This window comes from Bacillus sp. sid0103 (genome assembly GCF_019219025.1).
Window position 1 is genome coordinate 326,129 of sequence record NZ_JAHUWN010000001.1, and the last position, 22,820, is coordinate 348,948.

Below are 22,820 nucleotides of genomic sequence, written 5' to 3' on the forward strand. Positions count from 1 at the left end.
AAGCTCATGCCCCTGTGGCATGGGCTTTTTGATTGTTTGCATCCTATCCTTTTGGACTAAAATAAGTTATAATAAAATATTGTCTTCATTTATGCAAAGGAGTTTTTATATGAATGTAATTTGTTCCACCTTGAATGCTAAGTTTATCCATACAAATCTCGCGATTCGCTATTTAAAGGCGTATGCAGCACCGGAATTTACTATACAAATCAAAGAATATACCATAAAGGACCCCATCCTAAATATCGTAACAGATCTTTATCAACAGAAACCAGACGTAATTGGATTTAGCTGTTATATCTGGAACATCGAAGAAACCATTAAAGTTGTGAATCTGCTAAAAAAAGTGGACCCATCGCTTCTTATTGTTTTAGGAGGACCTGAAGTTACTTATGATACAAGAGAATGGATGGAGAAAATTCCTGAGGTTGACTTCATTGTTATGGGGGAAGGGGAACAAACTTTTAAACAACTGCTAGCTGAAATCCAAACACATCAAAATTATAAAAAAGTTCCTGGAATTGCCTTCCGTGATCATCAACAGGTTGTCATTACTGCCCAAATGAATAAATTGGACCTTAAGGAATTACCTTCACCCTATCGTTTCCCTGAAGACATCACCAATTTAGGTAAAAGAGTCAGCTATATTGAGACAAGCCGTGGCTGCCCGTTTAGCTGCCAATTTTGCCTGTCATCGATTGAGGTGGGTGTCCGCTATTTTGATCGTGAAAAAATTAAAGAAGATATCCGATACTTGATGGCTAATGGTGCTAAAACCATTAAATTTGTCGATCGTACCTTTAACATTAGCAGGAGTTATGCAATGGAAATGTTCCGCTTCTTAATTGATGAACATCTACCTGGAACTGTTTTTCAATTTGAAATTACTGCAGATATCATGCGCCCTGAAGTAATTGATTTTCTAAATCAAGAAGCACCAAAGGGCCTTTTCCGTTTTGAGATCGGGGTCCAATCAACCAATGACTTTACCAATGAGCTTGTGATGCGCAAGCAAAATTATGCGAAGCTCTCCAGGACAGTTTCGATGGTAAAGGAAGGTAGAAAAATTGACCAGCATCTTGATTTAATAGCTGGATTACCTGAGGAAGATTATGCTTCTTTTCGAAAGACATTTAACGATGTTTTTGAGTTACGTCCAGAAGAGCTGCAGTTAGGGTTTTTAAAAATGCTAAGAGGAACTGGAGTCCGCCTTCGTGCTGAAGAACACAATTATATTTATATGGACCATTCTCCATATGAAATCTTAAGCAATAATGTCCTTACATTTGATGATATTGTTAGAATTAAGCAAGTAGAAGATGTGTTAGAAAAATACTGGAATGATCACCGAATGGATGCAACTGTCGAATACTTAATAACCAATGTATTCCCTTCACCGTTTGACTTCTTCCAACAGTTTGGTTCTTTTTGGGAAAGTCAAGGCTGGTCTAGAATCGGTCATCAACTGGAAGACCTATTCCGAAGACTATACACCTTCCTGGAACATGAGAATATTGCCGACCTTGATATTATTATTGGCTTAATGAAATATGATTATCTTCTAAAGCACAAATATAAGCCGAGAAAACCATGGTGGGAAGCGAGTTTCGATAAGGAAAAGCGCACAAAAATTTACAAACAAATTTCCGAACAGCCATCACTTTTAGGACAAGCGTTTGTGGACTTAGGCCTAGATGAAAAGGAATTATATAAACATACTATGCTTGAAGAACTGTCCTTTCATCTATCTGAGCTTCAAACAACCGGAAAGATTACCAAACAACCTTCCTGTCTATTAGCTTATTTCGACCCACTCAAAGGCCAAACCCTAATATTCTCATTTCTTGAAAAATAACAAGCCGGCATCGCCGGCTTTATTTCTTTTTATTATTGTTCTTCCCTTTTTGTGTCACCTGCATAATATCATACAATTTTGAGCCGTTAACATCGCCAAATTCGATGCTGAATTCTTCAGTAGGAATCCGTGGTGGGGTTTTCCGGCGACTTTTCATTAACTTCTTCCCTTTTTCCCTAATTTCGAATTTCGATTCTGAAATCTAATCGCATTGTTATTATCAGTAAACTCAGCTGAAAATTCACTTTCCTGAACATTTTTATGAGGTGTCTTTGTATATTTTTCTACTGCATCAAATTCTGCTTTACGCTTAGCCATCAATTAAACCTCCCAAAGAAATAGTTAATCTTACTTCCATAGTTTGAAACAAAATAAAGGTAATCATTCCTTTCCTTATTTTTCTTTCATAAAATTGCAGTACTCGAAGAAAATAAGAAAAAACAGGAGTGAAGTGAAAATGAAAAAAGCGAAAAATACAAAAGCACCCGAAACGGTCAGCCTAAATGAAACAATGCCACACCAAATTAGTGCCCCTAGTTTTGAAGGTACAGGTATTCAAATGGAGCCTCCCTTTGTAAATAAAAGTGGTGTTACAATTGGAGATAGTATTTATGCCTCCCCTAATTCCCCATTAGAAAATTGGTCAAAGGATACGGATCCCTCTATCATGGCAGGAGATGAATGGGTCCATCCAACAAATGATATTGGCTGGAACACAAGCGAAAATCGAGAGTTATTAGAAAGTAAAAAGAAACCACAGGCATATCCTTTTATGCATCCCTCAAAAGATGTTAGTCAAGGAAGTGATTGATATAATGAATTCTACAACACTCTGGGCCTCATCACCCAGAGTGTTTTTTTCAGACTGTTCAAAGACAAACACTGCTATAATAAATGCAGAGTTAGCGGAGGTGATCACATTGCTATTACCTGAATTAGCTGAAAAAATAGTCAAAGAAGTCCAGAAGTTAATTGGTGAGGATATTATTGTCGTAAATACAGAAGGTCATATTATCGCAAGTACAGACCCAGTCAGAGTAGGTACCTTTCATGAAGGGGCCTTGTTGGCATCACAAAAAAAGCGAAAGCGGATTATTACAGAAGAAGATCAATTGAAACTAGAAGGTGTTAAAGCCGGCATTAATTTCCCTATCTTTTTCCAAAATGATGTCATTGGTGTCATTGGAATAACGGGAGAGCCCAAAAAGGTAACACCTTTTGGTGAAATTATCCGAAAAATGACCGAACTTCTCATAAGTGAAAATTATTATGCCGAGCAGTTTGACTGGCATACCCGTGCCGTAGAATCATTCGTAATGGACTGGGTTCAAGCAAAAGAGTGGGACGAAACTTTTCAAAACAGAGCAAAGCTTTTATCTATCGACATTGAGGTCAAACGAGCTGTCGTCATTATTGAATTTTTAGGGTTAAACTCTCCTCTCTCAAGAGACAATTGGTCTTCCATCTTTAATAGGTTCAAGCAAAATACTAAAGAAGTTGTGGCGCGATCTGGGAATGAAAGGATGGTTCTTCTGATAAATTGCTCGAATGGTCCTTCTCGAGCAAGTATTGAGAAGTGGCTGATGCAATTTTTGAATTTTTTAACAAATACTTTTGGAATACATGCCACAGCAGGTGTTGGCCAAGCCGCAGAACCACACGATATCCGTATTTCCTATCGGCAAGCCGAGAGATCATTGAAAATCAAAAAGGCAACTGGGAATATAACCTTCGATGAAGATTTAACCCTTGAAATGATTTTTGAAGAAATCAGTTCTAAAACAAAATCTGATTTCATTAGCAGGACGATTGGTCCACTCTTAAAAGAAGTGGATTTGCTTGAAACCCTAAATGAATTATTTAAGCAAAATCATTCGTTAAAGAACACTTCTAATAAATTACATATTCATATTAATACCCTGCATTACCGTTTAAAAAAGGCAGAGGAATTGACACAATTGAGTCCAAATAACATTCATGATTTACTTACCATGTATTTGGCACTTTTATTTTTAGATGAACAAACAAAAATCAAAAAATAATACGAATTTTTTTTGGATGTTTATCCATAGCAGGCTGATGCCTGTTTTTTTTATACTATAATTAGTTAGTTTACGTATATAAGGTAAATAAATATGTAAGCACAAGCATTCAAATTGGGGGAAACGGTATGATTTCCAATATTGTGAAGGAAAAATTAGTAGCCATTGTAACTAAGGATAATTTTGACGATTCCAAAATCGAAAGGCTATCTTATTCTTATGATTCGACACCAAACCTACAGTCATTGCCGGATGCTGTTATTAGTCCAAGAAACACCAAGGAAGTTTCTGAAATTGTAAAAATTTGTAACCATTACAAAATTCCAATCGTACCACGTGGTTCAGGCACTAATCTTTGTGGTGGTACATGCCCAACTGAAGGTGGACTTGTTATTCTTTTCAAGCATATGAACAAAATTCTTGAACTCGATGAAGAAAATTTAACCATAACAGTTCAACCAGGGGTGATTACCATTGAAATTGCGAATGCGGTTGAATCAAAAGGGCTCTTCTATCCGCCTGACCCTGGTTCAATGAAAGTTTCAGCCATCGCTGGAAACATTAGTGAAAATTCAGGAGGATTACGCGGGCTGAAGTATGGGGTAACTCGTGATTATGTCATTGGTCTTGAAGTTGTCCTGCCTAACGGTGATATAATGCGAACTGGAGGGAAACTGGCTAAAGATGTTGCCGGCTATGACTTAACTCGTCTAATGGTTGGATCAGAAGGTACACTTGGCATCATAACCGAGGCCACATTAAAGCTGATTCCGATGCCTGAAACGAAAAAAACGATGCTTGCCTTGTATGAGGACCTTGAATCAGCAGCCAGATCGGTTTCAAAAATAATTGCAAACAAGATTATTCCAATAACTCTGGAATTTCTTGACCAACCGACATTAAAGGTTGTTGAAGACTTCGCACAAATCGGATTGCCAACAGATGCCAAAGCAGTACTGTTGATCGAACAGGATGGGACACTCGAAGTTGTCAATCGTGATTTAGAAAAGATAATTGAAGTCTGTAAGCAAGAGGGTGCTGTCTCAGTCCAAGTGGCACAATCAAAAGAAGAAGCAGAAAAGTTAACGACAGCAAGACGTACGGCCCTATCGGCCCTTGCACGTCTTAAGCCAACTACCATCCTTGAGGACGCCACTGTTCCAAGATCGGAAATTGCGAGAATGGTAAGTGCGATAAATGAAATCGCACTAAAATATAAGCTTGATATTTGTACATTTGGCCATGCCGGAGATGGGAATCTACATCCAACATGTCCAACTGATTCAAGAAATCACGAAGAAATGGAAAAAGTAGAAATGGCTTTTGCTGAAATTTTTGAAAAGGCGATTGAATTTGGCGGTACCATCACTGGCGAGCATGGAGTCGGCGTTGTGAAAGCACCTTATCTTGAATTAAAGCTAGGAAAAGAAGGAATTGCTGTGATGAAGGCGATTAAACAAGCATTGGATCCAAATAATATAATGAATCCTGGAAAGATTTTCGCAAAAGATAGCAGGAAACGTGTGGTGGTTTCAAAATGACATCAGTGATGGAACAAGAAATCATCCAAGAGCAATTTAAAGAACGAATGAATGAAGATGAATTATTAAATTGCATGCGTTGTGGGTTTTGTCTGCCAACTTGCCCAACTTATATCGAATCTGGTTACAAAGAATCCCATTCTCCCCGAGGAAGAATAGCAATGATGAAGGCTGTCGTTGATGGTTTAGTTGAACCTGATGAGGATTTTGAACGATCGCTAGAACTTTGTCTTGGCTGCAGGGCATGTGAACCCGTATGTCCATCGGGGGTGAAATATGGTCATTTGCTTGAAGAAGCTAGAGACATTATCCATCAGAACAAGAGTTTCTCCTTACCCACGAGGGTCGTTCGCAAAACCATATTTAAAGGCTTGTTCCCTCACCCAAATCGGATGAGAAATTTAACAGGATTAATTGGATTTTATCAACGCTCAGGTATTCAAACCATAGCGAGAAAAATTGGCTTTTTAGGTCTTTTACCAGAAAGTTTAGTGACAATCGAAAAAGTCTTGCCAAAAGTACCAACTATAAAAGAAATGAAACATCGCCCGGAACATTTATCACCAATTGGAAACCAACTTCATCGTGTTGCCTTTTTTAGTGGTTGTTTAATGGATACAATGTTTTTAAAAACAAATGACGCGACTTGTAAATTACTTCAGTTGGCTGGCTGCGAGATTGTCATACCGCAAAACCAAACTTGCTGTGGTGCCCTGCACGGTCATAGTGGCGAAAAGGAAGGTTCAAAGGAACTCGCAAGAAGAAATATCAAAGCCTTTGAAGATTTAAATGTTGATTTTATAATCACTAATGCCGGTGGTTGTGGAGCCTTCTTGATAGACTATGATCATTTACTTCAGGACGATCCAGAATGGAAGGATCGAGCTAAGAAATTTTCAGAGAAAATTATGGACATATCAGAGATTTTGGTGTCCGTTGGTTTTCCAAAAAAGGTAAAACTAGAACTGCCAAATCAGATTATTACCTATCAGGATTCTTGCCACCTTAGGAATGTCATGAAAACTGCTTCTGCTCCAAGACTTCTTCTCCAATCGATTAAAGGAGTGGTATATAAGGAAATGAAAGAGGCAGATCGTTGCTGCGGCTCGGCAGGAATATATAATATCATCGAATCAGAAATGTCGATGAAAATGCTTGATTACAAAATGGTACAAGCGAAAAACACTCAGGCTGCAACGATCGTCACTGCCAACCCTGGCTGCCTATTACAAATGAAGGTAGGAATTGAGAAGGAAGGACTCTCTGAGAAAATGAGAGGCGTACACATTGTTGACCTCTTATTGGAGGCAGTGAAGGAGTAATTAAAAAGAGCCAGTTGGCTCTTTTTTTTAATCTGTATCAAAAAAATTTCTATCCAATAACGAAAAACATTACCACTAATAAAACACCAAATTTAATTAATAATACTTATACAGAGGTAATTTATCTCTGTACCGAAAATAAGGAGTTGAATAAAATGGCTAATAGCAGAAACAAATTGTTAGTACCAGGGATTGAACAATATTTAGATCAAGTTAAATACGAAATTGCCCAAGAATTTGGGGTTAATTTAGGGTCAGATACAGTTTCAAGAGCAAATGGATCTGTTGGCGGGGAAATTACAAAACGTCTCGTACAACAAGCACAAGCACAACTATCAGGAAAATAACTTCATAAATATGGAAAAAAAGTCCGGATCCTATCCGGACTTTTATCTATACTTTTGATTGCTCCAATGGTTTCCATAAGATTTTTTACTTTGTCTGCCATCCTGTTTATGTTTATCTTTTTCTTTGTTTTTCCACTTAGATTCATTGTTGTTCTGGTAATTATTATTTTTGCCCGTATTTGTATTACGATCTTTCCATTTATGTTCTTTACTTTCATTGTCTTCTTTTTTATTGTCTTCTTTTTTATTGCCTTCTTTTTTATTGTCTTCTTTTTTATTGTCTTCTTTTTTATTGTCTTCTCGGTTTAATGATTTTTTGTTTTCTGCCCTTTTTTCTCTTTTGTTAATTTGGTTTTTGTGCTGCCATTGATTTTGTTTGAATTGCTTTTCTTCAATCTTTTTTAATTGTCCAGGTGCATTAGATTTACCATTGATCCATTTCTTCTCCGATTTCTTTTTCAAATCATTGTTCTTATTTTGGAGGGCCTTATTTTCTGTTTGTTTTTTGATTAGTTCAGAAGGAATGGATTTATTAGGTTTTGTAATGGTAGCTTTATTTTCAGTTTTTGACTGATTATCCTTTGTTTTCACTTTATTTGTTTGATTTAATGAAGTTTTGGTTTTTCTGTCTCGGTTTTTGACAATGCTAGTACCAGTTTTATGAGCTTTCTCCCTTTCTTCCAGCGTTGCATTTTGGAATGTAAGATCAACCTTTTTCTTGGCTACTGATGCTTTAATTACTTCAATGTTTTCTTTAAGTTTCTTTTCCACATTAACTTCAGGCTCTTTGGTCCGCACTGTGGAAATAATAACTTCTTCATTAGAATTCAAATAACCTTCTTTATTCAGTTCAACTAAGATTGTTTGTGCAACTTTAGAAACATTTTCCATTTTCCAGTTTTTCAAATGCGAGACAATCTTCTTACCTTCTTTGTTATTACCAGTTATCCCAACTACTTGCATTTTCTTATTCACACCAAGTTCGATACTTGGATTAACATCAATGGACATATACGCATATGCTTTATTATTTTGATACATTGTGAAAAATGAGCTAAATAAAATAACAAATGCAGCCATAAGTGCCCAGACCGGTTTATATTTAAGAATCGTTTTTAACGGATGAAAAGGATTTGAAGTCTTAACCCTTTCAATTGGAAAAAAGTGAATTTCCTCCCCAACCGCATACGGCTGATTTTGTCTTCGAGTATGTAAAAACTCACCTTCTGGGGTCAAAAGCGTAAGGAATTCATCATCGATATCCATAATAATTCCCTTTTTCATGTGTCAAGCACCCCCTTTATATAATCTTTCATATACACATAATCACTAGCTAAAATAAGTGCAATGGCAATAATATATTTCCTGTTGCGCTCAATCGTCTTTCTGCTGACATCTACCATTTTTTCTAATTGTTTAATGGGAAGACGCTTATTAGTAAATAACATATCTTTTAATTCTTCATTTTCTACTAACATCTTTGCTGCAATAATGGCATTTTTTCGAGCATCAACATGCTTAGGTGAATTCTCAACTAAGTCATTAAAACTCAAATCAAAGGTAATTAATAAATTCTGAAAGTGAGCAATCTCATCTTTTCTTAATTGTTCGTCATTCTTTTTTTGGTAATCATCTAATGAGAGTTCGTTAACAATTATTGTTCCAGCGGATTCTTCGTCAGTAGGATCATTGGTTAAATCAAAACTTAAATGTTGATTTTTGGATTGTTTACGGATATAGTCAATTACTCTTCTTTTAATAATGACTTCTGAAAAACTCAACAAGGAATTTCCTCGCTCAGTTGAATATTTTTCAATCGCTTCATTGAATGCGATGAGTCCAATACTAAATTCATCATCGGTTTCATAGATATATCTTCTACATACAGAAGATACTGTTTTAGCAATAAATGGTTTATAGGATTTAATAATATCGTCAAGTAGAGAACGGTCACCTTGTTGAATTAGTAGGACCATTTCTTCTAATGTTTTTGTTTGTTTTTTCTTATTCTTTTTGGCCATAAACAATAAACCTAGCATATGCTCACCTCTATTCGACCAATTATAACATACGAATGTTATCTTGGACTTTTTGGGGTGAGGCATTTTGAAAAAAATAGCCCCAAGAATGGCTATCATTTCCTATCTATTATTTAAAGCGAGTACTTATTTTTTTGTCTTTGTTTCCTTACCTCTTTATCCACTTCTTTCTCCCCCTTATATTTGGTAAATTGCTCTTTTCACTACATAGTTACGTATCATCTAAAGCAATTTGTGGGGGTTCATTTTGAAAAATTTTTCCCAATAAAAAACTTCAAACCAGTAAATCCTGATTTGAAGCTTTTTAATGATTTGCTTGCTTTAATGACAATAAAAATTTAATCACAAAACCAACAAGTAATCCGGGAATTAAAAACAACATCGGTAAAAATACTGGTCCAGGATGAATTTTAAAGATCGTAATTTTAGGTGATAGCATCAAACCAACTGTCACAAAATAGGCACTAAAGACAAATGGTAAAAATGAGTTTTTTTCATTTTCAGGCATTGCAGTTCGATAACCGTCCCACATGGAAAACATATAGACACAGGGGTAAAACATTAGCCATTGGTAATTAATAACCGCCTCTGCCTTGTCAATTTCACCTAAAAAACTATACATAATCCCCATATTAAAGTGACTCATGGCATTTATCATTACCTCTAATGCAACAAATAAAATCCCTTTGATATACTGTCCCAATATCAACTGACTAAAACCAGGAAAAGCAATATTCCATAAAACTGCTTCGAGTTTGCTCATCTTTTTCATCTTACAATCCCGCTTCTCATGGCATATTTTTTAACTAAAAAACACCTCAACTTAGCTTATCCAAATATGCCAAAAAATAGTGGATATTCAATAATTTTTCCCAACCTTAATTCTTTTTAAGGATACGCAGGTAGGTTTTCGCAAAGGTAATCCAATCACGATTGGTGCGAAAATAACTTTTAAAGAGTTGTAGAAATAACGGAAATTTCCCTTTATACGGATACCAATGGATTTCACTTATTTTCCGGCCTGAATCTTCGACAATTGCTTTTTCATGACAAAAAATCCTTAATCCTGCTTCACCATGGTATCTGCCGATTCCACTTTGTTTTGTTCCTCCAAAAGGAAGACCATGATTTGCGATACTTATAATTGCATCATTAATAACAACTGCACCCGATACGAGTTTCGAGGCTACTCTTCTCGCTTTATTTTTGTCCTTTGTCCAAACACTAGCATTTAATCCATATACGGTATCGTTTGCAAGTTGAATTACTTCTTCTTCATTCTCAAATGGTATAACAGGAAGTAGAGGCCCAAAGGATTCCTCCTGGATTATTTTCATTTCATGGCTCACATTGGTTACTACCGTTAAAGGTAAAAACAATCCACTTTCCCACTGACCAGGCAGTAGACCGCTCTCTAGTTTCGCTCCCTTCCTCAATGCATCCTCTAATTGGTCCATTACTATTTCTTTTTGTGCCGGGAAGGTCATCGAACCGACATCAGCATCTTCATCTGTCCCCTGTTTTAAGGTTAGAATCTCTTTTTTTAGTAAAGACAGAAACTGGGGATAGATTGTCTTTTCAACATAAAGCCTTTCTGCACTCATACATACTTGGCCGCTGTTGGTAAATGCAGCCCATGCTGCCCCTTTTGCAGCTCGTTCCAAATGAGCATCGGCAAATACAATCATCGGGTCCTTGCCGCCAAGTTCAAGCGTTGTTGGAATTAGCTCTTTAGCCGCGACCTGTTGAATAATTTTCCCCGTTCGGACAGACCCTGTAAAAAAAATATAATCCGGTTTTCCATTTGTAAACGCTGCCCCTACCTCTTTCCCACCATGGGCAACTTGTACTACTCCCACAGGAAAGCCAGCTCTCACAAAAAGTTCCTCTATACATTTCCCGACAAGAGGAGTTACTTCCGATGGTTTTAAGATAACGGTGTTTCCTGATGCCAAAGCACTCAGCATCGGAACCATCGCAAGTTGGAAGGGATAATTCCATGGTGAAATAATTAATACTACACCCCTAGGCATGTATTCAATAAATGATTTCTTCCCAATCAATAAAAGAGGTGTTTTTACTTTTTTCCTCAGAAGAATTTTCTCACCATGGTTTATGATGTGATCAATACTGTCTAAGGTCGGCATGATATCTGCAATCAAAGCTTCGGTAACCACTTTTCCGGTATCTGCAGCGATGATTTTAGCTATTTCATCCATCTCCTCAACGATGATGCCTTTTAGCGTAGACAGATATTTTCCCCTATCTGAAGAAGTCAGGTTACTCCACTGCTTAAATGCAGTTTTACCCTTTTGATAAAATTTATCCACTTGATTAACTGGCGTTTCTGAAACTTCTCCAATCTGCTCTCCTGTTGCTGGGGCAATTACTTTAAGCTTTCCATGAATTGCATCCATAGGTCTTCACCCTTATTATAAAATTTTTATTTGAAACGTTGGGTTATCCTTTTGTTTTAAATAAAAAGATGCCATCGGTTTCATCCCATCTTTAAAGTCAGGACAGGATATCCCTGAATCCTTTAGATCAGTAACAGCCTGTTTGCAATCGAAACGTCCTTGCCAAGTAAAATAATCCAACGCTTCTTTTTCTACTCCTAAATATTTTCGCACCGGTTTAAAAGACAGGAACCATTTACCTAATGTTAAGGGTACCATTCCTTTTGGCTTTTTGTTTAGCATTTCTTGCATGATTATTTCATAAATTTCTGAAGCACGATATGGATGAGGGTCTGTAAGATGATACGTCTTTCCAGCGGCTTTATCTAATTGACTTAGATACGTAGTGGCTTGAATTATATAGTCTACTGGAACAAGGTTCACAAAGGCTTCACCTTTTCCTAGTCGTGGTATAAGAGGGAGAAATTTTAACCGATCCAAAAAGTTCATAATAAAATAGGGCCCATCAAATTTTATGGTTTCACCTGTATGGGAATGACCTTTGACAATCCCTGGCCTAATTATAGTTACAGGCACTTCTGACTTCAGTTTTTCGACCAAAACTTCCGCTTCATATTTTGTTTCTTCATAATGGTTTTTAAAACTACTCGGGGCGATAAGTTCCGTTTCATAAAGTGTTCCTTCTCGATTTCCAACCACATAGGCAGTACTAAAATAAACATATCTGACTATGCTTGGTAATCGTTTTACCCATTCATTGACATTTTCCGTTCCGTTCACATTGACTCTTTGGGCAATATCCCTTGGAACAGCTAAATCATAAATAGCTGCTAGATGAAAAACATGGGTAACCCTTTGTTGTAAAACTTCCTGTACTTCGTCCGTAATAGCAAGAAAAGGTTTTGTTATATCTCCAACAATAATATTAAAGGAGGACTTCTCTAGCCCATATTCCGAAATTATTGCTGTCGATTCGTTTATTGCTTTTTCCACCATATCAGGCAGGACCAGGACATAAATTGTACCATTATGATTATTTCTTTTTAAAACTTCACGTATCAATTGGTTGCATATGAACCCAGGAAAACCAGTAAAAAAGAACCCTTTTTCCAACATATCTCCTCCTTAAGACGATTGTAACCATTGTAAAGTCCTTAGAAATGATTCGTCCATAGGAAATTAGTCTGAATTTTCAGACTAATATAATTAAGAAAAGTGGCGGGTTTCTAAGCCGCCACTTTTCTTAATCATTTTGATCCATTGGATTATAGAGTTTAACCGTTGGATTTTTCTCTTGAAACCATCTGAGTGCAAATTCATTTTCAAACAAAAATACATAATTGTCGTACCTGTCTTTAACTAAAAGTGAACGGGAACTCGATAAATTTTCATCTACCGTTTCACTATCTACCCAGCGAGCAATTTTGGAACCCATTCGTTCCATTAATACCTCTGCATTATATTCATTTCTCATCCGATGCTCAAACACTTCAAATTGTAATTGACCAACTGCACCTAATAAATAATCATCCATTTTAATTGTCTTATAGAGCTGGATAGCCCCTTCTTGAACCAGTTGTTGAATTCCCTTATAAAAGGATTTTTGCTTCATAACGTTTTTGGCTGAAACCCTGACATACAATTCTGGTGTAAATTGAGGCAGTCTTTCATATTGAAAGTCATTCTTCCCTGAAGTCAAGGTATCACCAATTTGGTATGTGCCAGTATCGTATAACCCGATAATATCTCCACTGACGGCTTCATCTACCGTATTACGTTCTTCAGCCATAAATGACGTCGATTGAGAGAGCTTAATTTGTTTATTTAGACGCGGAATATTTACTGACATTCCCCGCTCAAATTTTCCTGAACATACTCGAACAAAAGCAATCCTGTCTCGATGTGCAGGATTCATGTTAGCTTGGATTTTAAACACAAACCCTGAAAATTGTTCCCCTAACGGATCAATTTCACCAATAGTGGAATTCCGTGCCATTGGCGGCGGAGCAAACTGGAGGTAAGACTCTAAAAATGTCTGTACTCCAAAGGCAGTCAGCGCACTACCAAAGAAAACTGGTGTCAAGCTGCCCGCTGCAATTTTTTCTGCTGAAAACTCATTTCCAGCCTCGTTTAGCAGCATAATCTCATCTAGTGTTTGATCATATAGCCCTGACTTTTTAAGTGGATGGTCACCAGCTATTTCTCCGTCTTCATTTAAAGGAATGTATCGGTCTTCTGAATCCACACGGAACTGTTCAACTCGATTGTTATAACGATCATAAATTCCAAGGAACTCTTTACCCATCCCAATCGGCCAGTTCATTGGATATGATTCTATACCGAGAACCTCTTCTAATTCTGCCAAAAGTTCAAGTGGCGGTTTTCCTTGACGATCGAGTTTATTCATAAATGTGAAAATAGGAATGCCCCTCATCCGACATACTTTAAAAAGCTTAAGTGTTTGTGCCTCAATCCCTTTGGCAGCATCCACGATCATCACAGCACTATCTACAGCCATTAAGGTTCGGTACGTATCTTCACTGAAATCCTGGTGCCCAGGAGTATCCAAAATGTTAACACGGAAACCTTCATAGTCAAATTGCATTACACTGGAAGTTACTGAAATTCCCCGTTGCTTTTCAATTTCCATCCAGTCACTTGTTGCAAACTTACCTGTTTTTTTCGCTTTAACAGTTCCAGCGTCTCGAATAGCGCCACCGAATAATAATAATTTTTCCGTAAGCGTGGTTTTTCCGGCATCTGGGTGGGATATAATCGCAAATGTCCGGCGTGACAATACTTCTTCTTTAAAATTGTTACCCATTTCGTTTTCCTCTCTTTTGACAATAAAAATTTTTGTCCATAACTTCAATCTTATCTCTCCAGCCAGAACTTTGCAATATTTCAATTGAGCAAAAGCGATTATTTCTTTAATCCAATGTGTAGAAAGAATATAATGAAAGGTAGCGGTAATGATGAATATAGGTACCGTGAATACATAACCACAACGGAGGCATATACCTTGGATATTACTAAAATTGACCAACCGACCTTGAATTTATTGCATAAAGCATTTGAAATTATTCTAAACGAAAATAAAATCCCCTTTGAAAAAATTGGAATTGCTGAAGAAAACGAACAGTTATTATTTTTGTATGAAGGAAAAGACGAAAAAGTTCATGTTTTTAAATGGAGTAAAGCATCATGTATCGGTGCAAGTATTGGCGCCATCGCTCAAAGTGTGTTAATGCCAATCATCCCTCATCTTCGATTATTATCATAACCATTACAAACCACACCAGCACATTTTACAATCGTGCTGGTTATTTTTTATGATTAGGCTCTGTTAAACTTGCCAGTTGATTTCCGCTCCAGGCGCTTCGCTTTCCGCGGGCGGTCCGGGGAGCCTCCTCGTCGCTGCGCTCCTGAGGGTCTCCCGCAGGAGCGCAGCGCCTTCCTCTCCAATCAACCGGGTGCCAAAAACAACAATATGCTTGAACATAGCTTATGATTAAGGAAACTGTGTTTCCCAATGATTCCCACATCCATTTTTCTGGAAACTCCTTTATAATAGAGTATGACCTTGTTAAAGGAGATGAAGAAAATTGAAGCCAAATATAAAAAAAGTTTCAAAGTTTATTCCGCTAATTGCAGCGTTTATATTAGTTATTGCAGGAATCGTCTGGGTTATTCAGACCACTAATAATGAAGTAGCGATTCCGTTTTCTTCAGTTGAGAAAACCATACAAGCTCAACAAGGAAAGGTCGTTAAAATTATTGAAAAGCCCGATGGAAGCCTTTATATTCATACAGGCGACGCGGTATTTGTTTCCCATGTTCCACCAAATAGCCAAATGGTAGATAAGTTGGTTGCTAAATATAATATTGAATATTCATATTCGACGAGCAGTAAATATGGAAAATGGATTTTGGGCGGTGTAATTATCCTCTTGGCTGGAGCAGCATTCGCTCTACAAAAAACAAAAGGCGGCTTTGGACTAAATAATTCTATGAAGAATAGTGTTGCCAAGTCTCGTACCCTTCCTTCGATTACCTTTAAAGATGTCGGTGGACTCGGAGACGAAATGAAAGAAGAAATATTACAAACAGTCTCTACCTTAAAAGAACCGGATCGATCGGCCAAATTAGGGATTAAACCACCAAAGGGCATCCTTTTATATGGTCCTCCAGGTACTGGAAAAACTCTGCTTGCTCAAGCAATCGCCCGTGAATTAAATGCTGCATTCTTTTCAGCAAGTGGATCGGCATTTAATGAAATGTTTATTGGAGTTGGGGCAAGCCGGGTTCGTTCCTTGTTTAAGGCAGCAAGAAAACAGGGTCCAGCAGTTATATTTATTGATGAAGTGGATGCTTTAGCAGCCAAAAGAAAGGCACATGGCGGTGAAGAAGCTGAAAAAACTTTAACAGAATTACTTGTACAATTAGATGGCGGCCATCCTAATGATGGTATCCTTTTTATAGCTGCCACAAACCGCAAAGACATGTTGGATGATGCTTTTCTTCGTCCAGGAAGAATTGATTTCTCTTTCCATGTACCACTTCCTGATACAAAAGGAAGAAGAGAAATTATTGCTATACATGCCAATGACAAGTCATTTTCCAGGGATGCTCTTGCACAATTAGATGAACTAGCAGAAAGCACTTCAGGTTTTTCTGGTGCCGAGCTTCAGTCTCTGTTTGAAACTGCTAGTCGAAGAGCGGTACGGAATGGACAAGATATGATTCAAAAACATGACCTTGACTATGCTCTTGATAGGACGATCTTAGGGAGCACTTCCCGATCCTTACAAGATTATGAAACAAAACGAAGGGTCGCCATTCATGAAGCAGGCCATGCCATTGTAGCTTCATTAACAAAGCCGGGTTCAGTCAGAAAAGCAACCATTATCCCGCGTGGAGAGGCGTTAGGGTATGTTGCCCCGATTCCTAAGGAATTGCATTTGTCGACAACCAGTGACCTCCTAGAGCGGGTTGCAATGGTTTTAGCTGGTGGAGTTGCTGAGAGAATCCATCTTGGAGAGCACAGCATCGGCGTTAGCGGCGACGTCGGGCAGGCCAAACAAATCATCGAACAAATGGTGGACACTGGAATGCTTCAAGATGGTTTTACATTGACATTCAAAAAACAAGATAAAGAAGAGAAGATGCAAGAGCTATTTGAGAAAGCTTTAGAAAAAGCAGAAAACCTTATAAATAGCCATCAATATCAGTATCAACAATTAGTTGATGCTTTATTAAAGAAAGAAACACTTGAAGGCTCTGAAATTGAAGAGATTGTTTGGGGAACACGGACAACCTTACGTGATAACGTGGTATTAGTATAAAAATAGCCAACGAAAACCAGGTGCTAATTCGAGCACCTGGTTTTGTTTATAATGAAATATCTTATGTTTTTTTGATTTGGTGGTAAACTAAGATTTGACTTCACATAAAGGAAGTGAACGAATTGTTCGGTAAAACTAAGATGTTTGAAAAAGAGCAGTATAAATATAATAACGAAGCAAAGGATTACCTCGGCAATCCGCAAAAAACACAAGGGTTACTTAACAAAGCGATAAAATTGGCGAACGAGAAGAAAGAAAGTTTAGGAGAAGTATGGGATAAACTGCAATTATTTTTTGAATTAGTTAAAGCATATTCAAAAGGAGAATATAAAAATATCGCACCAAGCACCATCCTTACCGTTATCGGTACCTTGCTTTACTTTGTTTCACCACTAGACTTAATACCAGATTTCATCATTGGTCTTGGAATCCTTGATGATGCAGCATTGATTGGTTATACCGTAAAGAAAATTTCAACCGAATTAGATGCATTTAGTAAATGGAAACGAGCTAATATTCTTCATTATGAAAACCCGCTTGATTAACCAAGCGGGTCCACTTTTTTATTTTTTTATCTAAAGCAAGCAGCACCCACAATGATCAAGAGGATGAATAATACAACGATTAAGGCAAATCCGCCGCCGTAGCCGCATCCGCCGCCGTAACCGTAACCGCATCCACCATATCCATATCCAAACATGTATCAAGACCTCCTTTTTATCTTAATCGATTTCTTAGTAGCACCATGAAGCCCCAATAATGATTAACAAAATAAATAAAACGACTAGTAGGGCAAATCCGCCGCCGTAGCCACCAGCTGCACCTGACATTTGCATTACCTCCTTTTCTTAATTCCATATATCCTATTCACTTGGTTAAAAATGTGCGATAGACACATATCCTAAATACCTAGTTTTGAAAAAAAAGAAGAAGCCCATTCTTAGGTACAAAACCAAGTAATTAAAGGCCTATATGACACAAGAAAAAAATAATTTACAAATTTATCCTCTTTTGATTGACATTTCTTTTTATTTTTCATACCATGTTCACAAATAATTATAGATTGGAGCCCACAACTTGAGGAACCCTGCTACCCTTTTGGTTATCCTTTTCGCATTACTGTTTCGGGCAATAACACGATTAATGGTAAAAACTGAACAACACTCCCCCTTGAAAATTGGCCATAGAGGTGCAGCAGGCTACTGTCCAGAAAACACCATTTCATCCTTTCAAAAAGCGTTAGAATTAGGGGCTGACTACCTAGAGCTTGATATTCAAATGACTAAAGATGGTGAACTGGTTGTGATTCATGATTCAACCGTTAACAGAACAACGAATGGAAAAGGGAAAGTAATGGATTTTACCTTACCTGAAATTCAAAATCTTGATGCAGGAAGTTGGTTTCATCGTAAATTTGCGGGCGAGAAAATACCATCTCTCTCTGAAGTTTTTGATGAGTTTGCTGGGAAAATAGGCTTTTTAATTGAACTAAAAAAACCATCGCTTTATCCCCTAATTGAGGAAAAACTTGCGGAGGAACTAGTAAAGAGAGAGTTTACTACAGGTGACAGGCAAATTATTGTTCAATCCTTTGATCGTGAATCCCTTAAACGGTTTCATGAACTCCTGCCTTCAATTCCAATTGGTATTTTGGTAAGAAATTCAGGTTTGAAGATGATTTCGAACAAAAATTTAAAGTCCTTTGCTAGCTATGTGTCGTATGTAAATCCGAAAATATCCATGGTGAATAAGCGGATGATTAAAAGAATTCACCTTCATGGCTTTAAAACAATTATTTGGACAGTTAAAAGGAAGAATGACTTAAAGGCATTAAAAAATTTACATGTTGAAGGCATTGTCAGTGACTTTCCAGATTTATCTTAAGAAAAAGCAGGGTCTATTCATTAGACCCTCTTTGCTTTTAACATTTTGGTTCAACAATGGGCAGCTCCCGATTTACTAATTTAGGTGATAAAGGTTTAATACTACAAAAACAAGACAAATCAACAATAATGCAATTATCTGTTTTTACAAGTGAAAATACCTCATCGCACAATTCTACTGGATATCCGTCCATATCTACTGGCAAGAGCAGCGATAATGTTGCGCAGCAATGTCTGGAATCAAGACTTTCTATTCGGAACACTTGGGTTGTAAAGAATTTACCATTTCTTGTTCTTCCAAATACCTCAAAGTCACATTTCCCATTTGAAAGGACAAACGGAATGGTATCATATCCAATCTTATCACACACAAATCTAAAATCATTGAAGGATAATCTTTTTTGCTCTTCAAGAAGTTGTTCTAGTTCATTACATAAACAGTGCTCCTGACACCGTTCTTCCCCCATGTTTTCCCTCCTCCCCTGTTACCACTCAACTGTCCCTAATTTTAAAATATTCTAGTAAGAGCAGTTGGTATAGGCAACTTTCTTACGGAAAAACAGGTAAATAACTAATTATTTTTAAACAGGCTTATACATTATTTTAATTTTTATAGTTATACATACAAAAAAACCGGCAGGAAGAAACGACGTGTTTCTCCACTACCAGTCTATTATTAGAGATTCCTATTCAAAATGCCAAATTTAGAAAAAAATGATATAGAGGATGAGTGCCAAGACAATACGATAAATGGCAAATGGCAACAACCTAATTTTATTAATTAGCTTTAGGAAAAAGCGAATAGACAATAAAGCAAAAATAAAAGCACTAATAAATCCCGCGATAAAAATAGGTAAGGCATCCAAGGTCATATATTCCCAATTCTTTAATAAGGAAAGAAAACTAGCACCGGCCATGATCGGCACAGCCATAATAAAGGTAAAATCAGCTGCAGCACGGTGACTCATCCCCATCAGGACGCCGCCTGAGATGGTTGATCCCGAACGAGAAAATCCAGGCCAAAGGGAAAAGCATTGAAACAATCCGACCGTCAATGCTTGCTTATAGGTAATTTGGTCAACTGTTTGTACTTTCGGATTTTTTGAGCCAATAAGGTCAGCAAGAATCATAAGGATCGCCCCAATGACTAGGCCAATTAAAACAGTTGCGGTTGAAAATAAATGTTCATCAATATAGTCGTTAAAAAGAACGCCAAGAACTCCAGCAGGAATTAATCCCACAATAACCTGGGATAGTTTAAGACGGCCTTGATCTGAAGTTGTCTGTTTTCTGAACCGTCCTAGTCCTAATAAATCGATAAAGCGGTCCCTAAAGGTGACAACCACCGCCAATATTGAACCCAGTTGGATGACGACTTTGAATGTGTTAGCACCGTGCTGTGTCAAAAACTTTTCAGATTGCAGCCACATATCATCCACGATTATCATGTGCCCAGTGGATGAAACGGGTGCAAATTCCGTTAAACCTTCTACCAATCCTAGAATAATAGCTTTAATAATCATAAGTAGATCCATTGCTGTCAATCCCCTAACCTTTTTACAAAAGTATTGTACTTAATTATGTTGTATAACTCATTTATTTTACTCATAAAAAAATAACAATGCAATCATTTATAAATTCCAGTTTCCTCCCCACACTATACAACGAATACTCTCCATTAAAAGTTTCTTGTATTTATTTCCATAGCAAAAATGCGGACTTAATACTTGGCCGCATTTGGGTTATTTTCTGCTATACTGCGCAATTCCTAATCAATAATTCCCAATCGAATGGCTTTTACTGCAACCTCTGTTCTATTTTGAGCATTTAATCTTTTCATGATATTAGATATATAATCTCTAACGGTAAATTCACTTAAATAAAGCTTTAAAGCTGCCTCAGCCGTTGACGCACCATCAGCCAACAGTTTAATAATTTCAATTTCCCTAGGTGATAGGGTAATAGAATCCCCTGCTTGTAAATCCTGCTTGTTAATATCCGCCTCAATAAATTTTGTCAATAATTCTCCAGAACTTTGCCCAAATTTCATCAGAGCAGGAAAAAGACTAGTATCAACGGTAAAATGGATGCCCTGACCTTGATCTAAAATTACTCCACCAATTATTTTCCCTTCTTCCGGAACATAAATGGGAACAATTATTAATGACCCGAGGTCAAATTTTTTTACATACTGCTCGGGGAGTTCATTGGCTGCATTAGGAATATATATTGGTTGAAAATTTTTCATTTCGTGCCCTTGCGATTTTAATTTGACAAGACTCTCACTTAGGACAGGAATATTATTAATTTTTTCAGCAATGGCCTGCACTTCATCATTGTTGAAATGATGACCATATAAACCAATCCCTATACTCTCCTGGTTGGTAATCTTAAAAAGCGCACATCGCTTAAAAGGAAGAAAATAGCCAAATCCAAAACAAATATTTTCAATTGACTCCTTAAAATTTTGCGAACGGATAATCCATTCATTAAATAAGATGACCGCATCCTTCCAAACATTGTAATTATCTTTTTCAGAATGAAACAACATGACCTCACTTATTTTTGAAAATAAATAATGAACGGATGGGTGTAATTTGGATGAGTATGTAATCCTAGATTTTAGGACTTTATGAGCCGCATTTTCTAACAAATTAAGATGGAAGATAAGAGCTTCTGGTTCTGGACGCCTTTCAAAATGTTTAAACCACTCGTCTTGAATCTCATTTAACATCCTATATATATCAAATTGCTCATCATGATCAGAGCGTAAAAACATGACTAAGAATTCACTAATAAATTCAAAGACTGCGACAGATTTTTTATTCGTATTTCTTAAAGATTGGAGCAAAAATGACCATTCTTTTAATAAATCGTCCTGATAATTTGCTAGCATTATAACAGCCTCATTTAAGAGATTGTCTAAATGGTGGTTTAATGACTTCGACAATTCACCCACGCTCCCTTCCTGAAAATCTAATTTGTTATTTATCAGGTATAAAATCACAGATTTTCTTCTATACATATTTCCTCTAAACCCGCCAAAATTCCTGCTAATTTTGGATTTTTTTGATTTTTTGTAGAACTTTGTTCTTATCTATTCTTATCTTCCTACAAATGTAGGGATTTCGGAAACTGCTAATTTATCATAAAATTGTGACGAATAGTGTAAGCACTTACATCCAGCATTACTGCTTGCGCAATTTAAAACAAAAGCTATGTTAAAGCTTTTTGCTGATGTTGGCACCCTGTTGATTGGAGCGGAAGGCGCGAAGACTCCTGCGGGAGGACGGGGCAGGGGAGACCCCGCAGGAGCGCAGCGACGAGGAGGCTCCCCGGACCGCCCGCGGAAAGCGAAGCGCCTGGAGCGGATATCAACAGGCCAGTTTAACAGAGCCAAAACAAAAAAGGAGGAAAGGGAATGAATTTAACAGCAGAAACAGTAATTGTTGGAGGACAAACGGTTAAAAAGAAGTTAGTCTATGCATTATTAGGCGGTTTCTTGTTCTTAGGGATGCTGCTTAGTATCTTTGGAATTACAGGTGTAGCCGTAGCAGCACCATTAAGTGGTTTTGGTGAATTTACTGTCAAATTCGACAAATTGATTGGCGAAGGATTCCAACTATATGGCGGTGTGGCCGATGGAGCAGCAACCCATAATAATCCCGTCGCCGTTAATGCAATCGACAAGGCGACAATTAATGGGTTAGAAATTTCTAAAGCGATTCCAGCTCTTGGAATCCGCGTAGTCATTACATCTGATAAACCAGTTGAGATTACTGGACTTCTTCAAAAGGCTACAATGGTTAATGGTGATGCCAAATTTGAAGAACTTACAATGTCCGAAAATTACATCGGAGATTATGACCTTTCTGATCCAAAACAAAGAGCAGAAGCACTGGCTAAAGAATTTACCCAAAAGGCCAATACAATTATTATCGAAAATGGTAATTTGCAAACATTATATCTATTCCAAAAAACAGTAAGTTTACCAGGAATGAAGGTTTACTTTGAAAAACTAAACTAAAC

Annotated in this window: 25 protein-coding genes; 12 read left to right on the plus strand and 13 right to left on the minus strand. The window is 37.2% G+C overall.

The genetic code is table 11. The annotated features are described in order from the left end of the window. Positions 1-109: 109 nt before the first annotated feature. On the plus strand, positions 110-1,855 hold the full coding sequence (locus KW850_RS01610) for a B12-binding domain-containing radical SAM protein (RefSeq protein ID WP_218345824.1): 1,746 nt from the start codon (positions 110-112) through the stop codon (positions 1,853-1,855). Positions 1,856-1,874: 19 nt separating this feature from the next. Here the strand turns inward: KW850_RS01610 and KW850_RS01615 are convergent, their stop codons facing one another. Together KW850_RS01615 and KW850_RS01620 are read right to left on the minus strand one after the other, a co-directional pair. Beyond that, positions 1,875-2,012 (minus strand): hypothetical protein, encoded by a 138-nt coding sequence (locus KW850_RS01615; RefSeq protein WP_218345825.1) that lies wholly within the window; start codon positions 2,010-2,012, stop codon positions 1,875-1,877. Beyond that, positions 2,012-2,173 (minus strand): hypothetical protein, encoded by a 162-nt coding sequence (locus KW850_RS01620; RefSeq protein ID WP_166257651.1) that lies wholly within the window; start codon positions 2,171-2,173, stop codon positions 2,012-2,014. The genes KW850_RS01615 and KW850_RS01620 overlap by 1 nt, the downstream gene beginning before the upstream one ends. A 139-nt stretch (positions 2,174-2,312) precedes the next feature. On the opposite strand from KW850_RS01620, the gene KW850_RS01625 reads away from it, so the two are divergent. The 5 genes from KW850_RS01625 to KW850_RS01645 all read left to right on the plus strand — a co-directional run bounded on the left by KW850_RS01625 (position 2,313) and on the right by KW850_RS01645 (position 7,107). Continuing rightward, positions 2,313-2,666 carry a DUF3905 domain-containing protein gene (locus tag KW850_RS01625; protein ID WP_218345826.1) on the plus strand — a complete coding sequence of 118 codons (354 nt, stop codon included), beginning with the start codon at positions 2,313-2,315 and terminating at the stop codon, positions 2,664-2,666. Between the two features lie 109 nt (positions 2,667-2,775). Next, a complete protein-coding gene (locus KW850_RS01630; protein WP_218345827.1) occupies positions 2,776-3,897 on the plus strand; it encodes a CdaR family transcriptional regulator in 1,122 nt (373 codons plus the stop codon). A gap of 128 nt (positions 3,898-4,025) precedes the next feature. Then, a complete protein-coding gene (gene glcD / locus KW850_RS01635; RefSeq protein ID WP_218345828.1) occupies positions 4,026-5,438 on the plus strand; it encodes a glycolate oxidase subunit GlcD in 1,413 nt (470 codons plus the stop codon). After that, positions 5,435-6,760: a (Fe-S)-binding protein gene (locus tag KW850_RS01640; RefSeq protein WP_218345829.1), complete on the plus strand. Its 1,326-nt coding sequence runs from the start codon at positions 5,435-5,437 to the stop codon at positions 6,758-6,760. The genes glcD and KW850_RS01640 overlap by 4 nt, the downstream gene beginning before the upstream one ends. Positions 6,761-6,915: 155 nt before the next feature. Then, a complete protein-coding gene (locus KW850_RS01645; RefSeq protein ID WP_218345830.1) occupies positions 6,916-7,107 on the plus strand; it encodes an alpha/beta-type small acid-soluble spore protein in 192 nt (63 codons plus the stop codon). A 42-nt stretch (positions 7,108-7,149) separates the two neighbouring features. On the opposite strand, the gene KW850_RS01650 is transcribed toward KW850_RS01645, so the two are convergent. From KW850_RS01650 to KW850_RS01675, 6 genes are all read right to left on the minus strand, one after another. Then, entirely contained in the window at positions 7,150-8,391 is a 1,242-nt protein-coding gene (locus KW850_RS01650; protein ID WP_218345831.1) for an anti-sigma factor domain-containing protein, read from the minus strand. Beyond that, the gene (sigI, locus tag KW850_RS01655; RefSeq protein ID WP_218345832.1) at positions 8,388-9,146 is read right to left on the minus strand and encodes an RNA polymerase sigma factor SigI; all 759 of its coding nucleotides are present in this window, start codon (positions 9,144-9,146) and stop codon (positions 8,388-8,390) included. The genes KW850_RS01650 and sigI overlap by 4 nt, the downstream gene beginning before the upstream one ends. A 304-nt stretch (positions 9,147-9,450) precedes the next feature. Beyond that, complete coding sequence (locus KW850_RS01660; protein ID WP_218345833.1) at positions 9,451-9,918, minus strand: hypothetical protein; 468 nt, start codon at positions 9,916-9,918, stop codon at positions 9,451-9,453. A 106-nt stretch (positions 9,919-10,024) separates the two neighbouring features. Next, positions 10,025-11,563 carry an aldehyde dehydrogenase family protein gene (locus tag KW850_RS01665; protein ID WP_218345834.1) on the minus strand — a complete coding sequence of 513 codons (1,539 nt, stop codon included), beginning with the start codon at positions 11,561-11,563 and terminating at the stop codon, positions 10,025-10,027. A 15-nt stretch (positions 11,564-11,578) separates the two neighbouring features. Continuing rightward, positions 11,579-12,679 (minus strand): SDR family oxidoreductase, encoded by a 1,101-nt coding sequence (locus tag KW850_RS01670; protein ID WP_308128737.1) that lies wholly within the window; start codon positions 12,677-12,679, stop codon positions 11,579-11,581. A 127-nt stretch (positions 12,680-12,806) separates the two neighbouring features. Next, the gene (locus KW850_RS01675; RefSeq protein ID WP_218345934.1) at positions 12,807-14,387 is read right to left on the minus strand and encodes a peptide chain release factor 3; all 1,581 of its coding nucleotides are present in this window, start codon (positions 14,385-14,387) and stop codon (positions 12,807-12,809) included. Between the two features lie 198 nt (positions 14,388-14,585). On the opposite strand from KW850_RS01675, the gene KW850_RS01680 reads away from it, so the two are divergent. The 3 genes from KW850_RS01680 (at position 14,586) to KW850_RS01690 (ending at position 17,453) form a co-directional block, all read left to right on the plus strand. Beyond that, complete coding sequence (locus KW850_RS01680; RefSeq protein ID WP_218345836.1) at positions 14,586-14,846, plus strand: hypothetical protein; 261 nt, start codon at positions 14,586-14,588, stop codon at positions 14,844-14,846. 322 nt (positions 14,847-15,168) lie between these two features. Next, on the plus strand, positions 15,169-16,908 hold the full coding sequence (locus KW850_RS01685; RefSeq protein ID WP_218345837.1) for an AAA family ATPase: 1,740 nt from the start codon (positions 15,169-15,171) through the stop codon (positions 16,906-16,908). 122 nt (positions 16,909-17,030) lie between these two features. Beyond that, positions 17,031-17,453: a YkvA family protein gene (locus KW850_RS01690; protein ID WP_256358014.1), complete on the plus strand. Its 423-nt coding sequence runs from the start codon at positions 17,031-17,033 to the stop codon at positions 17,451-17,453. Between the two features lie 26 nt (positions 17,454-17,479). Here KW850_RS01690 and KW850_RS01695 read toward each other — a convergent pair whose 3' ends face one another. Both KW850_RS01695 and KW850_RS01700 read right to left on the minus strand, forming a co-directional pair. Continuing rightward, positions 17,480-17,608: a YjcZ family sporulation protein gene (locus KW850_RS01695; RefSeq protein ID WP_218345838.1), complete on the minus strand. Its 129-nt coding sequence runs from the start codon at positions 17,606-17,608 to the stop codon at positions 17,480-17,482. A 34-nt stretch (positions 17,609-17,642) separates the two neighbouring features. Next, positions 17,643-17,738 (minus strand): YjcZ family sporulation protein, encoded by a 96-nt coding sequence (locus KW850_RS01700; protein WP_026566235.1) that lies wholly within the window; start codon positions 17,736-17,738, stop codon positions 17,643-17,645. Between the two features lie 247 nt (positions 17,739-17,985). On the opposite strand from KW850_RS01700, the gene KW850_RS01705 reads away from it, so the two are divergent. Then, on the plus strand, positions 17,986-18,792 hold the full coding sequence (locus KW850_RS01705) for a glycerophosphodiester phosphodiesterase (protein WP_218345839.1): 807 nt from the start codon (positions 17,986-17,988) through the stop codon (positions 18,790-18,792). A gap of 37 nt (positions 18,793-18,829) precedes the next feature. On the opposite strand, the gene KW850_RS01710 is transcribed toward KW850_RS01705, so the two are convergent. The 3 genes from KW850_RS01710 to KW850_RS01720 form a co-directional block, all read right to left on the minus strand. Further along, complete coding sequence (locus tag KW850_RS01710; RefSeq protein ID WP_218345840.1) at positions 18,830-19,258, minus strand: CotY/CotZ family spore coat protein; 429 nt, start codon at positions 19,256-19,258, stop codon at positions 18,830-18,832. Positions 19,259-19,495: 237 nt separating this feature from the next. Next, on the minus strand, positions 19,496-20,326 hold the full coding sequence (locus KW850_RS01715; protein WP_218345841.1) for an undecaprenyl-diphosphate phosphatase: 831 nt from the start codon (positions 20,324-20,326) through the stop codon (positions 19,496-19,498). Between the two features lie 233 nt (positions 20,327-20,559). Continuing rightward, on the minus strand, positions 20,560-21,741 hold the full coding sequence (locus KW850_RS01720) for a response regulator transcription factor (protein WP_218345842.1): 1,182 nt from the start codon (positions 21,739-21,741) through the stop codon (positions 20,560-20,562). Positions 21,742-22,009: 268 nt separating this feature from the next. Between KW850_RS01720 and KW850_RS01725 the strand changes: the two genes are divergently transcribed. Together KW850_RS01725 and KW850_RS01730 are read left to right on the plus strand one after the other, a co-directional pair. Then, entirely contained in the window at positions 22,010-22,216 is a 207-nt protein-coding gene (locus KW850_RS01725; protein ID WP_218345843.1) for a hypothetical protein, read from the plus strand. Then, positions 22,213-22,818, plus strand: coding sequence for a DUF6230 family protein (locus KW850_RS01730; protein WP_218345844.1), 606 nt, complete (start codon positions 22,213-22,215; stop codon positions 22,816-22,818). The genes KW850_RS01725 and KW850_RS01730 overlap by 4 nt, the downstream gene beginning before the upstream one ends. Positions 22,819-22,820: the final 2 nt, after the last annotated feature.